The organism is Ramlibacter sp. (assembly GCF_013697775.1).
In the GTDB taxonomy this organism is placed as follows: Bacteria; Pseudomonadota; Gammaproteobacteria; order Burkholderiales; family Burkholderiaceae_C; genus Ramlibacter.
Genome location: NZ_JACCWG010000448.1, coordinates 1 through 13373 on the forward strand (window position 1 = coordinate 1; position 13373 = coordinate 13373).

10 protein-coding genes are annotated in these 13373 nt (G+C 68.6%); 5 read left to right on the plus strand and 5 right to left on the minus strand.

Features of this window, described 5'->3' with window-relative positions:
• Positions 1-82: 82 nt before the first annotated feature.
• The 5 genes from H0U68_RS22765 to map form a co-directional block, all read right to left on the minus strand.
• Positions 83-937: a PhnD/SsuA/transferrin family substrate-binding protein gene (locus H0U68_RS22765; protein ID WP_296359185.1), complete on the minus strand. Its 855-nt coding sequence runs from the start codon at positions 935-937 to the stop codon at positions 83-85.
• Positions 934-2100 (minus strand): hypothetical protein, encoded by a 1167-nt coding sequence (locus H0U68_RS22770; RefSeq protein WP_296359186.1) that lies wholly within the window; start codon positions 2098-2100, stop codon positions 934-936. Before H0U68_RS22770 ends, H0U68_RS22765 begins: the two co-directional genes overlap by 4 nt.
• 2 nt (positions 2101-2102) lie before the next feature.
• On the minus strand, positions 2103-2990 hold the full coding sequence (locus tag H0U68_RS22775; protein ID WP_296359187.1) for a PhnD/SsuA/transferrin family substrate-binding protein: 888 nt from the start codon (positions 2988-2990) through the stop codon (positions 2103-2105).
• A gap of 364 nt (positions 2991-3354) precedes the next feature.
• Positions 3355-5994: a [protein-PII] uridylyltransferase gene (locus tag H0U68_RS22780; RefSeq protein ID WP_296359188.1), complete on the minus strand. Its 2640-nt coding sequence runs from the start codon at positions 5992-5994 to the stop codon at positions 3355-3357.
• Between the two features lie 21 nt (positions 5995-6015).
• Positions 6016-6819, minus strand: a complete 804-nt coding sequence (gene map / locus H0U68_RS22785) for a type I methionyl aminopeptidase (protein WP_296359189.1) — start codon at positions 6817-6819, stop codon at positions 6016-6018.
• A 125-nt stretch (positions 6820-6944) separates the two neighbouring features.
• Between map and purL the strand changes: the two genes are divergently transcribed.
• The 5 genes from purL to H0U68_RS22810 form a co-directional block, all read left to right on the plus strand.
• Entirely contained in the window at positions 6945-11048 is a 4104-nt protein-coding gene (purL, locus tag H0U68_RS22790) for a phosphoribosylformylglycinamidine synthase (RefSeq protein ID WP_296359190.1), read from the plus strand.
• Complete coding sequence (locus H0U68_RS22795) at positions 11048-11941, plus strand: helix-turn-helix domain-containing protein (RefSeq protein WP_296359191.1); 894 nt, start codon at positions 11048-11050, stop codon at positions 11939-11941. The genes purL and H0U68_RS22795 overlap by 1 nt, the downstream gene beginning before the upstream one ends.
• A 34-nt stretch (positions 11942-11975) precedes the next feature.
• On the plus strand, positions 11976-12299 hold the full coding sequence (locus tag H0U68_RS22800; RefSeq protein WP_296359192.1) for a DUF2834 domain-containing protein: 324 nt from the start codon (positions 11976-11978) through the stop codon (positions 12297-12299).
• A gap of 25 nt (positions 12300-12324) precedes the next feature.
• Positions 12325-13059 (plus strand): heparan-alpha-glucosaminide N-acetyltransferase, encoded by a 735-nt coding sequence (locus tag H0U68_RS22805; protein ID WP_296359193.1) that lies wholly within the window; start codon positions 12325-12327, stop codon positions 13057-13059.
• 98 nt (positions 13060-13157) lie between these two features.
• On the plus strand, positions 13158-13373 hold a 216-nt coding region (locus H0U68_RS22810), incomplete at its 3' end, for a hypothetical protein (protein WP_296359194.1).

Genomic DNA, 13373 nt, shown 5'->3' on the forward strand with positions numbered 1-13373 from the left:
GCGAAGCGCCGGCGCTCCACAGCGTGGCCAGCACGGCCACACAACCTGCCGCCACCAGGCGGCCGGGACAACTACTGCGCATTTACTCCCCCGTGTACTCCAGCAGCGCCAGGTACTCCTTGCGCTCGCCCCTGGCCCATTCCTTCACCCCGATTTCACTCAGGATGCCGCTTCCGCCCGACTGCGTGCTCATGGCCATCATCGAGTCCGCCAGCTTGGCCACCGCCTCGGGCGAGGTCTTGGGCGCCGCCAGCAGCGACCAGTTGACCACCGGCTGCGTCTCGCCGATGACCGTGCCGCCGCTTTCCTTCCACTTGCGCGCGATGGTCGGGTTGACCACCCCGGCTTCCGCCAGACCGACGGAGACCTGCGCGGCGACACTGTCCTGGAAGCGAGTGTGCGAGATGTAGGGGTCGCGCACGTTCAGGCGGCGCAGCTCCGCCTTGGCCATGGCGCTGGTCGCCGCGAACTCGTCGGGCATCAGCACCTTGCGGCCGCTCAGCTGCCCCACCTCGCGGATTTGCGAACCCTTGGGCACGATGAAGGCCGCCTTGTACGGGTCCGGCCGCTTCACCACCGGATGGTAGCCGTGGTCGCGCACCAGCTTGGCCAGCTGGTTGACCGACTTGCCGAACACCAGCACAGGCTTGTCGTCCGACTGCGCCTGCTGCAGGAAGCGGCGGATGTCGATCACCGGGTCCACCAGCATCTGCTTGCTGCGCATGTTGGTGGAGATGTAGTCGGCCCAGCTGCGGTAGCGCATCGCCAGCATCGAGATGCTGAGGTCGGCAGTCACCGCCTCGTTGACCAGCAGGCGCGCCCCGCCCAGCGACGACTGGGCCCAGCCGAGCGAGGCGGCGCCGACGGCGGCCGCCGCGCCCACGCCGGCGCGCAGCAGCGTGCGGCGATTGATGTTCGAGGAAATGCTTGTTGTCATGGATGAGTCCCTTTTTGTTGGTTGATCGACGAAGCCGCGGCGGGCTGCCAGCCCTCGGTCGGCGACGGGCTGCCGCCCGAAGCACTGGTGCGCAGCTGCCGCGGGCGAAGGGCAGCCTGCTGCTGCTCCCACGCCTGTGCTGCGCTTACCGTGGCCCGGAACGCCTCCGCGCGCTCCAGCAGCCATTTCTTGTTTTCCTCCGGCAGCGCGTAGCTGAGGCGGAATTCATCCATCGGCATGCGGTCTTCCTTGACCGACTTGATCAACCGTTCGATCTCGCCGGCCGCGTGGGCGGGCGTGGACAGCAGCACCAGGCGGCTCATCTTGTCCGGGTTGTTCGGCACGTGGCACTTGGTGCACTGCGATTCGCGCAGCTGCAGCGCCAGGTCGCGGTACTGGCGGTCCAGCACCTTGGCATAGGGGTTCTCGGCCCGGTAGACGCCGTCGAACAGCGTCACCGCCGGCTGCGTGCGGCCCTGTGCGTCGGTCCACAGCCAGGAGCCTTCGAAGGCGTGCTGCACCGGCTGCACTGCTTGCAGCGGCGCGTTGGGCGCGCGGTCGGTGAACTGCGCGGCCTGGATCTTCTGGGTGGCCGGGTCGACCCACAGCATGAAGGCGTTGGCGCTCTGGTACATGGACCACTTGGCCTCTTCGTGCCAGAACGGGTAGGGGAACTGGCCGGGCGGCAGGCGGTTGCGGAACGCCGCTTCCAGCCGGACCAGGAAACGTTTCTCTTCGGGCACCCATTGCACCGTGTGCTTGCCGTTGAACATGAACAGCGGCGCGTACATGTTGGTCCAGACGTCGGGCGCGAACTGCGTGAGGTTGGTCTGGCGCAGCGTGGCCTGCGGGTCCTTGCTCTGCCGGCCCCACAGCACGAATTTGGGCAGGTGCTCGCGCAGCACGCTGTCGGCGAACAGCGCCTGGCGGCAGGTGTTGTAGGCGCCGACGTCACCGGCGGGCGCGACCGGGCAGTTCTGCGCGAGTTCGGCGGCAATCTCCTGCGCCATCTGCTGCACCGCCGGTGGAACGGCGGCGGCGGTGTCCGCCGCTCCCGGGCTGGCCGGGAAGGCAGGGGCGGCTGCGAACGCGCAGGCCGCGAGGGCCCAGCGCGACAGGCGCGCCGGAGAGAAAGTGAAACGAGAGTGCCGCTTGGTGGTCATCGCTACTCCTTGGTGTAGTCCAGCAAAGCCAGGTAATCCTTGCGTTCGGCGCGTGCCCATTCCTTGATGCCCAAGGTCTGCAGAACGGCGCTTGCCTGCGTATTCGTGTTCATGCCCATGAGGATCTCGCGCAGCTGCGCCAGCATGTCTTCGGGCATCGTGGGTGCGGCCAGCAGCGACCAGTTCACCACCGGCTGCGTTTCGGCCAGCACGCGTCCGCCGTCGGCGGCCCACTTCTTGGCGATGGTCGGATTGACCACGCCGATGTTGGCGAAGCCGTTCTGGACCTGCTGGGCCACGGCTTCCTGGTAGCGGGTGTGCGCTACCTCCACGCCGGTCACGTTCTGGCGGCGCAGCTCCGCGCGCGCCACTGCGGTGGTGGCCGCGTATTCGTCGGGCATCAGGATCTTCGCCTTGGCGCGCCCGGCGTCGGCCAGGGTCTTGAGCTGCGAACCCTTGGGGACGATGAACGCCGCCTTGTAGGGATCGGCGCGCCGCACCAGCGGGTGGTAGCCCTCGTCGCGCACCAGCTTGGCCAGCTGGTTCACCGACTTGCCGAATATCAGTTCGGGCCGGGGCTGGGCCTGCGCCAGGCTGACGAAGCGCTTGATGTCCAGCACCGCTTCGATGCCGATCGCGTGGCGGCCCTTGATCTGTTCGCTGAGGTGATCGGCCAGCGGCTTGTAGCGGTTGGTCAGGACGAAGAAGTTGGTTTCGCCGGTGACCGCTTCGTTGATCAGGAAGCGCCACGCCTTGCCGCCCACTCCCGCCGCCCGCGCGCCGTTTCCTGCCGTTTGCGCCAGGGCCGGAGCGCCGAGCAGCAAGCCGAGTCCTCCCAGGCCCGCCGCCGCGCAGAAGCGCCGGCGTGTGTTGTTGTTTTCGTTGTGCATCTGCCCCTGATCCCCACGCTCGCCATGTTTCAAGTTCTCTCTCCGTCGTTTCGTTATGGGTCGCGCGTCACACGCGATGTGCGAAATGTAGGAAGAGGCAGGGCGGTGGTCAAAACGGATGAGGGGACAGCCCCTGTCAGATCTGACAGGGTGCATGACGAAACCGCAGAGTCACATGCGCGTCAGTCCGAAGCGTTCACATTTGCTGACGTCTTGACACCGTCTGCACAGCTTGGACAGTGATAAGTGGCGCCGGAACACCGACCAAGCGCGGCAGGACGCCTGCCGCGCGAACAATTGACGGGCTTGGTGATTTTTTTGCCGACCTGTCAGAGCTGACGCAGCCCTGTGCGGCCGAAAGCATTCAAGCGGCGGAGACAGCCTCCAGCAACTCCGTCTCGATCTCGATCTGCCTTCGGTTTTGCTGCAGTTCCGCGCCGTCGATCAGGAACGTGTCTTCCACGCGTTCGCCCAGCGTGGACACCTTCGCCAGCTGCAGGTTGATCTTGTGGCGCGCCAGCACGCGCGCGATCGAATACAGCAATCCCGCGCGGTCGCTGGCGGAAATGGACAGCAGCCAGTACTGCGCGCGCTCGTCGGGCCGCAGGTCGATGCGCGGCGCCACGGGGAAACTTTTCACGCGGCGCGACACGCGTCCGCGGCTGGGCGCGGGCAGCGGGCCGGCTTTCTGGATCGTGGCGGCGAGTTCCGCCTGCACCATGCTGATCAACTCGCGGTAGTGCTCGGGCAGCATGTTGGTCACGGCCTGGAAGGTGTCCAGCGCATAGCCGTTGCTGGCGGTGTGCACTTTCGCGTCCAGGATGCTGAAGCCGGCCTGGTCGAAGTAGCCGCAGATGCGCGCAAACAGGTCCGGCTGGTCGGGCGTGTACACCAGCACCTGCAGGCCTTCGCCCACCGGCGACAGGCGCGCGCGCACGATGGTCTGGCCGCTGCCCGCGTAGCGCGACACGTGGCGCGTGTGCCAGGCGATGTCGGAGGCCTCGTGGCGCATGAAGTAGCCCACGTTCAGCGTGTCCCACAGCTTCTTGTGCGCCTGGAAGGGCAGGGTGTAGAGCTGCAGCTGCACCAGCGCTTCGCGCTTGCGCGCCTCCACGTCGGCGTCGGGGTCGGGGGCGCGGCCGCCCAGCACGCGCAGCGTGTAGCGGTACAAGTCCTCCAGCAGCTTGCCCTTCCAGGCGTTCCACACCTTCGGGCTGGTGCCGCGGATGTCCGACACCGTCAGCAGGTACAGCGCGGTCAGGCGCCGCTCGTCGCCCACGCGCTGCGCGAAGGCCTGGATCACCGCCGGGTCGCTCAAATCGGCCTTCTGCGCGATGCGGCTCATGGCCAGGTGCTCGCGCACCAGGAATTCGACCAGTTCGCAGTCTTCACGCTCGATGCCGTGCTGGCTGCAGAAAAAACGCACCTCGCCCGCGCCCAGCTCGGAATGGTCGCCGCCGCGGCCCTTGGCGATGTCGTGGAACAGCGCGGCGATGTACAGCACGTAGGGCTTGTCCCAGCCGGCCGCCAGCTGCGAGCAGAACGGGTATTCGTGCGCGTGCTCGGGCAGGAAGAAGCGCCGCACGTTGCGCAGCACCATCAAGATGTGCTGGTCCACCGTGTACACGTGGAACAAGTCGTGCTGCATCTGGCCGACGATGCGGCGGAACACCCACAGGTAGCGCCCCAGCACCGAAGTCTGGTTCATCAGCCGCAGCGCGTGGGTGATGCCTTGCGGCTGCATCAGCATGGCGCGGAAGGTGGCGTGGTTGGCCGGGTCGTTGCGGAACTTGGCGTCCATCACCTCGCGCGCGTTGTAGAGCGCGCGCAGCGTGCGCGCCGACAGGTCCTTCACGCCCACCGTGGTCTGGTACAGCAGGAAGGTTTCCAGAATGGCCTGTGGGTTCTTCAGGTACAGGTCGTCGCTGGCGACCTCGATCATCCCTGCCTTCTCGTAGAACCGTTCGTTGATCGGCCGCGGCTCGCCGGCGTTCGGGTTCAGCCGCTCCTCGATGTTGAGCAGCAGGATGTGGTTGAGCTGCGCCACCGCTTTGGCCGCCCAATAAAAGCGCTTCATCAGCACTTCGCTGGCGCGCACCACGATGCGGCCGGTCACCGGATTGGTTTCCGTGGCGTAGCCGAAGGATTCGGCCACCGCCGTCTGCAGGTCGAACACCAGCCGGTCTTCGCGCCGACCGGCGATGGCGTGCAGCTTGGCGCGCATCAGGTTCAGCAGCGCCTCGTTCTGCTTGATGCTGCGCGCCTCCAGCGGCGTGGCCAGGCCGGTGCGCACCAGCTCGTCCCAGCTGCTGCCCAGGCCGGCCGCCCGCGCCACCCACAAAATGACCTGCAGGTCGCGCAAGCCGCCCGGCGATTCCTTGCAGTTCGGCTCCAGGGCGTAGGGCGTGTTCTCGTACTTGTTGTGGCGCTGGCGCATCTCCAGCGTCTTGGCGACGAAGAAGGCGCGCGGATCGACGATTGGCTGGAAGCGCTGCTCGAATTCCGCGAACAGCCTGCGCTCGCCGACCAGCAGGCGCGACTCCAGCAAAGAGGTCTGCACCGTCACGTCGCCCTGCGCCTGGGCGATGCAGTCGGCCACGGTGCGCACGCTGGAGCCGATTTCCAGCCCGGCGTCCCAGCAGCTGCCGATGAAGGCCTCCACCTTGCGTCGCAGTTCGGCATCGCCGTCGGCCGAGACGCCGTCGGGCAGCAGCACCAGCACGTCCACGTCGGAGTGCGGCAAGAGCTCGCCGCGGCCGAAGCCGCCGACGGCCAGAAGAGCGAAAGAGGGCGGCAGCTGCGCCTGCGCCCACAGTTCGCGCAGCGCGCCGTCGGTCAGTGCGGAGAGGTCGCGCAGCAGCTTGCGGATGCCGCGAGTGGACATGCCCGGCGTCCTGAGCGGCGCCACCAGTTGCGACTTGCGGGCGCGGTAGCTCTCGCGCAGGGCGGTGACGGCGTGGGCCTGCGGCTGTGCCGCTTCAGGGGCGGAGAGACGGCTGGCCATGCGTCATGCCGCCTTGCGCGGTCAGCCCTTGACGAAGGGCGGCGGCGGCGGGCTGCCGGCCGAGAGCGTCAGCACCTCGTAGCCGTTCTCGGTGACCAGCACGGTGTGCTCCCACTGCGCCGACAGCGAATGGTCCTTGGTGACGATGGTCCAGCCGTCGCTGCCGAATTCCTTCACCTCGCGCCGCCCGGCGTTGATCATGGGCTCGATGGTGAAGGTCATGCCGGGCGTGAGCTCCTCCAGCGTGCCCGGGCGGCCGTAGTGCAGCACCTGCGGGTCTTCGTGGAAGCGCTGGCCGATGCCGTGGCCGCAGAACTCGCGCACCACCGAGTAGCCGCTGCCCTCGGCGAATTTCTGGATCGCGAAGCCGATGTCGCCCAGCCGCACGCCGGGCCTCACCTGCACGATGCCGTGCCACATGGCCTCATAGGTGACGGCGCACAGGCGCTTGGCGGCGATGGAGACATCCCCCACCAGGAACATGCGGCTGGTGTCGCCGTACCAGCCGTCCATGATGACGGTGACGTCCACGTTGACGATGTCGCCCTTCTTCAGCGCCTTGTCGTTGGGGATGCCGTGGCAGACCACGTGGTTGACCGAGGTGCACAGCGACGCCGGGTACGCCGGGTAGCCCGAAGGCTGGTAGCCCAGCGTGGCCGAGGTCGTGCCCTGCTTCTTCATGAAGTCGGCGGCCAACTGGTCGATCTCGCGGGTGGTGATGCCCGGCTTGATGAACGGTGTGAGGTAGTCCAGCACCTCGGCTGCCAGCTGTCCCGCGACGCGCATCCCCTGGATGCCGTCCACGTCTTTGTAGGTAATGCCCATGGACGCGATTATCCCATCGGCCCCGGACCCGCGCAGTGGCCGCAGTTAGAATCAAAGGCTGCCCCGGACCCCAGTCAGCGGTCCGCGGGCTCTTCGGATTCCCCCGACGCAACCCAGGCAAGACAGTGTCCCTGCACATCACCGAGTTCGAGGGCGGCAATGCCCTCAGCGCGTTCCGCGCCCAGCAATTACTTCCCCGTCTGCAAGCCCTGCACGACAAGATCGCCGGCATCTCGGCGCGCTACGTGCACCTGGTTGCCTCGCAGGAGCCCCCTTCGGGCGCCGAACGCGAGCGGCTGGCGGCGCTGCTGACCTATGGCGATCTCTATTCCGGTGCATCCGACGGCCCGCTGGTGGTGGTGACGCCGCGGCTGGGCACGGTGTCGCCCTGGGCCTCCAAGGCCACCGACATCGCCCACAACTGCGGCTTGGCCGTGCGCCGCATCGAACGCGTCGTGGAATACCGGCTGGCGCTGAAGACCGGCTGGCTGGGCGGCAAGCCCGCGCTGGACCAGGCGGCGCTGGCGCAGGCGGTGGCCGGCTTCCTGCACGACCGCATGACCGAAAGCGTGATGCCCTCGCGCGACGGCGCCCGTGCCCTGTTCACCGAGCTGCAGGCCGCGCCAATGGAGCACGTGGACGTGCTGCAAGGCGGCCGCGCCGCGCTGGAGCAGGCCAACACGCGCTTTGGCCTGGCCCTGGCCGACGACGAGATCGACTACCTGGTGGACGCCTTCCGCGGCCTGGGGCGCAACCCCAGCGACGTGGAGCTGATGATGTTCGCCCAGGCCAACAGCGAGCATTGCCGCCACAAGATCTTCAACGCCGATTTCACCATCGACGGCGTGCCGCAGGACAAGAGCATGTTCGGCATGATCCGGCACACCCACCAGAGCAACCCGCAGCACACGGTCATCGCCTATGCCGACAATGCCGCGGTGATGGAGGGCCTGCCGGTCGAGCGCTACCTGGCGCGCGCGGGCGGCCGCTACGAGAAGGGCGACGCCACCCACCACGTGCTGATGAAGGTGGAGACGCACAACCACCCGACGGCGATTTCGCCGTTCCCGGGCGCCTCCACCGGCGCCGGCGGCGAGATCCGCGACGAGGGCGCCACCGGACGCGGCGCGCGTCCCAAGGCGGGCCTGGCCGGCTTCACGGTGTCCAAGCTGTGGGATGGCCGCTTCGGCAAGCCCGAGCACATCGCCAGCCCGCTGCAGATCATGGTGGAAGGGCCGCTGGGCGGCGCCGCCTTCAACAACGAATTCGGCCGGCCCAACCTGCTGGGCTATTTCCGCGAATACGAGCAGCAGGTGGGCGGCGTGGCGCGCGGCTATCACAAGCCCATCATGATCGCCGGCGGCGTCGGCAACATCGACGCGCGGCTGACCAAGAAGATTCCGTTCCCCCCCGGCACCCTGCTGATCCAGCTGGGCGGCCCCGGCATGCGCATCGGCATGGGCGGCGGCGCGGCCAGTTCCATGGCCACCGGCACCAACACGGCGGAGCTGGACTTCGATTCGGTGCAGCGCGGCAACCCGGAAATCCAGCGTCGCGCGCAGGAGGTCATCAACCACTGCTGGGCCGAAGGCGATGCGAACCCGGTGCTGGCGATCCACGACGTCGGCGCGGGCGGCCTGTCCAATGCATTCCCCGAGTTGACCCACGACGCAGGCCGCGGCGCGCGCTTCGATTTGCGCAAGATCCCGCTGGAAGAAACCGGCCTGGCGCCCAAGGAAATCTGGTGCAACGAAAGCCAGGAGCGCTACGTCCTGGCCATCGCGCCGGAATCGCTTGCGCAGTTCCAGGCCTTCTGCGAGCGTGAGCGGTGCCCGTTCGCGGTGGTGGGCGTGGCGACGCAGGAGCCGCAGCTGGTGGTGGCCGGCGAGCCTGTTGGCGCTGAGCGAAATGGTGCCGTTCGCCCTGAGCCTGTCGAAGGGTCCGCTTCGACAGGCTCAGTGCAGGCTTCGACAGGCTCAGCCCGAACGGAGTACCCCTTGGGGAAAGCCGTCGACATGCCGCTGGAAGTCCTGCTCGGCAAACCTCCCAAGATGCACCGCGACGTGAAGCGCGTGCCCGTCGACGTCCCGCCCATCGACCTGGCCGGCGTTTCCCTGCAGGACGCCGCGGTCAAGGTGCTGAGCCACCCGACCGTCGCCTCCAAGCGCTTCCTCATCACCATCGGCGACCGCACCGTGGGCGGCCTCAGCCACCGCGACCAGATGGTTGGCCCCTGGCAGGTGCCGGTGGCCGACTGCGCCGTGACGCTGGCCGACTACAAGGGCTTCGGTGGCGAGGCCATGAGCATGGGCGAGCGCACGCCGCTGGCCGCCATCGACGCGCCTGCGTCGGGCCGCATGGCGGTGGCCGAGGCCATCACCAACCTGCTGGCCGCGCCCATCGAGCTGCCGCGCGTGAAGCTGTCGGCCAACTGGATGGCCGCCTGCGGCGAGCCGGGCGAGGACGCCGCGCTGTACGACACCGTGCGCGCCATCGCCATGGACCTGTGCCCCAAGCTGGGCGTGGCCGTGCCTGTGGGCAAGGACAGCCTGTCGATGCGCACCCAGTGGCGCGAAGAGGGCGCCGACGGCGCGGCGAAGAAAGTCACCTCGCCGGTCAGCCTGATCGTCACCGCCTTCGCCACCTTGCCCGACGTGCGGGGCACGCTCACGCCGCAGCTGGAGAACACCCAAGACACCACGCTGGTGCTGGTCGATCTGGGCAAAGGCCGCCACCGCATGGGCGGCAGCATCCTGGCGCAGGTGCTCGAGCAGCCGGGCGGCGCCGTGCCCGATTTGGACGAGGCGCAGAACCTGGTGAGCCTGGTCGACGCCGTCAACGCGCTGCGCGCGCAGGGCCGCATCCTGGCCTACCACGACCGCAGCGACGGCGGCCTGTTCGCCGCGGCCTGCGAGATGGCCTTCGCCGGCCACGTTGGCGTGTCGCTGAACGTGGACCTGCTGGTGACCGAGGGCGACGGCATCGCCGACAGCCGCGCCGACGTCGGCGACGCCAAGAACTGGGCCGGCCAGGTGAGCGCGCGGCGCGAGGAACTGACGCTCAAAGCGCTGTTCAACGAGGAGCTGGGCGTGCTGCTGCAGGTGCGCACCGCCGAGCGCAACGAGGTGATGCAGGTGCTGCGCGAGCACGGCCTGTCCAGATTCAGCCATTTCGTCGGCATGACCCGCCCGGAGTCCTCCGCCATCGACGTGGGCAAGGGCGAGGTGCAGGTCTGGCGCGACACCAAGCCTGTGTTTTCCGCCAAGCTGGCCGACCTGCACCAGGTGTGGGACAGCGTGAGCTGGAAGATCTGCCAGCTGCGCGACAACCCGGTGTGCGCCGACAGCGAGCACGCTGGCGCCGGCGCCCCGGACGATCCGGGCCTGCACGTGCACCTGACCTTCGATCCGGCCGAGGACCCGTTCGCCCTGAGCCTGTCGAAGGGCTCACCCGCCCTCAACCTCACCCGTCCCCGGGTCGCCATCCTGCGCGAACAGGGCGTGAACTCGCACGTCGAGATGGCCTACACCTTCGACGAGGCCGGCTTCGAACCCTACGACGTGCACATGACCGACCTGCAGTCCGGCCGCACCACGCTGGGCGACTTCCAGGGCATCGTGGCCTGTGGCGGCTTCAGCTACGGCGACACGCTGGGCGCGGGCATCGGCTGGGCGCGCAGCATCACCTTCCACCCGGTGTTGAACGAACAGTTCAAGGCCTTCTTCGCCCGCACCGACACCTTCGGGCTGGGCGCGTGCAACGGCTGCCAGATGTTCGGCGAACTGGCCGACATCATTCCCGGCGCCGGCGCCTGGCCGCGCTTCACCACCAACCAGAGCGAACGTTTCGAGGCGCGCCTGTCGCTGGTGGAGGTGCTGGAGTCGCCCAGCATCTTCTTCGCCGGCATGGCCGGCAGCCGCCTGCCGATCGCGCTGGCGCACGGCGAGGGCTATGCCAACTTCGCGCGCCACGGCGACGCCGCGCGCGTGGTGGCCGCCATGCGCTTCGTGGACAACCACGGCCGCCCCACCGAGCAGTACCCGTTCAACCCGAACGGCAGCCCGGGCGGCCTCACGGCCGTGACCACGCCCGACGGCCGCTTCACCGCGCTGATGCCGCATGCCGAGCGCGTGTTCCGCAACGTGCAGATGAGCTGGACTTCGGGCGGCAAAAGCGAATTCAGCCCGTGGATCCGCATGTGGCGCAACGCCCGCAAGTGGGTGGGGTGATGGATGCGAGTGCCGCGCCAGCGCAAAACGCGCTGCTGCTGCGGCCGCCGCACGCGCTCGATCCCTGGCTCAGCGCCGGTATCGGTGTCGCATTCGATGGCGCCGCCGGCGACCTGCAGTGCCACTTTCCGGCTGTTCTGGGCAGCGGCCTGGTGTTGGTGCTCGAAGGCGCGCTGGGCCTGCACGACGGCATGCGCCTGCACCCTTTGCCGGCGGCCTTCGTCAGCGGCCCGGCCACGTCGCCGGTGACGCTGTATCGCACGCCGCGCCTGCGCTGCATCGCGGTGATGGTGCGTCCCGCTGGCGCGGCGGCCCTGCTCGGCGACACACCCGAAGCGCTGGTCGACGGAATAGCCGATGCACGGGCCGTGTTCGGGCCCCGATGGAACACCTGGATGGAGCGCATCGGGCACGCGCGCGGCGACGCGGCGCGGATCGGCCGGCTGTTCGATTTCGTGTGGGACACGGTCGGCGGCGAGCAAAGGCATGCGGCGCGCCGCATCTCCGGGGCGCAGCTGCAGCACGCTGCCCTGCGCGGCACGCCTGGGACGCCTCAAACGGGCGGCTACAGCAGGCGGCACTTCGAGCGCCTGTTCTCCGCGCATTTCGGGCTGCGGCCCAAGCTGTTCCAGCGGCTCGCGCGCACCGAGGCGGCGCTGCGCGACCTGCTGGCCGGCGGGTGCTGCGGCGCCGACCTGGCCATGCGGCACGGCTACTTCGACCAGTCGCACCTGGGCCGGGACTTGCGCGCCTTCGCCGGCGCACCGGCCGGCACCCTGTTGTCGGCGGTGCAGGCCAGCGCGCCGGCCTATTGGCCGCTGCTGGTCGGCGCGAGCTATGGGCGCGCGGGGCTGCGCGCCGATTTCGGGGACGCGGTGTCGCATTTTTCCTAGCGCGCGCGGGCAGGGCAGCGATAACGTCGGGCCCATGAACGCTTCACGTGCCTACCTTCTGCTGGCGGCTGCCGGCCTGCTCCTGCCCTGGTATTTCAACCTTGCCTATCTCGGCGGCGGCGGCAGCCTGGCGCCGGGCGCGTTCCTGGCGGCGGTGTCGGCCAATGCGTTGACCTCGGCGATCACCTGGGACGTCTACATCGCCGCTGCCGTGGCGTCGGTGTGGATGGTGCGCGACGCGCCTCGCAGCGGCGTTCGCCGGCCCTGGCTGTACGTCGTCCTGTGCTTCGCCGTGGGGCTGGCCTTCGCCTATCCGCTTTACCTTGCACGCCGGGAGGCGGCGGGCGCTGACCGTTAGGGCGTGAGCCCTACACTTGCGGCCCATGCCTCGCAACCCTCACCGCTACGACAGCATCGACGCGCTGCGCGGCGTGGCCATCGTCTGGATGACGGTGTTCCATTTCTGCTTCGATCTCAACCACGCCGGCTGGCTGCGGCAGAACTTCTATACCGATCCGTTCTGGACCTGGCAGCGCACCGCCATCGTCAGCCTGTTCCTGTTCTGCGCCGGGCTGGGCCAGGCAGTGGCGGTGGCCCAGCGGCAGGACTGGCCGCGCTTCGGCAAGCGCTGGGCGCAGGTGGCCGGCTGCGCGCTGCTGGTGACAGCCGGCTCGGTGTGGATGTTCCCGCGCAGCTACATCTACTTCGGCGTGCTGCACGGCATCGCGCTGATGCTGGTGATCGTGCGGCTCACGTCCGGCTGGGGCCGGTGGCTGTGGCTGGCGGGCGCGCTGGCCATCGCCAGCAAGTTCGCCGCGGCCGACCTCATCGCGTCCACGCCTTCACTGGACTTCCTCAACGGCAAGGCGTGGAACTGGGTGGGTTGGATCAGCCGCAAGCCGGTGACCGAGGACTACGTGCCGCTGCTTCCGTGGCTGGGCGTGATGTGGTGGGGCATGGCGGCCGGGCAGTGGCTGCTGGTTGAACGGCGCGCCTGGATCGCGCGCCCCATGCCGCGCGCAACAGCGCCGCTGGCATGGCTCGGCCGCTGGAGCCTCAGCTGGTACATGCTGCACCAGCCGGTGCTGATCGGTGTGCTGATGCTGATCAAGGGCTGACGTCGGCAAGTGAAGGAGCCGTCCTACGGCGTGGCCGAAGCCGGGCACTTATTTTGGCGAGGGCGCTTCTGCCCACGACCCGATTGCCACTCCGCCTCATGCCCAAGACCCCCTCTCCCGCGGCGCCCGCACGCAAAGCCGCCGCCAAGTCCGCCGCCCGCAACACCGATTCCGGCCCCAGCGAAGTCCTCCCCGTCGCCGACGGCGACCGCGCGGCCCGCAAGATGGCCGACACCGAGGCGCTGGCCGCGGCCATGCCGCACAACCCGAACAAACCCGGCGAGCACGGCTTCGCCAACGGCGTGGCGCCGCAG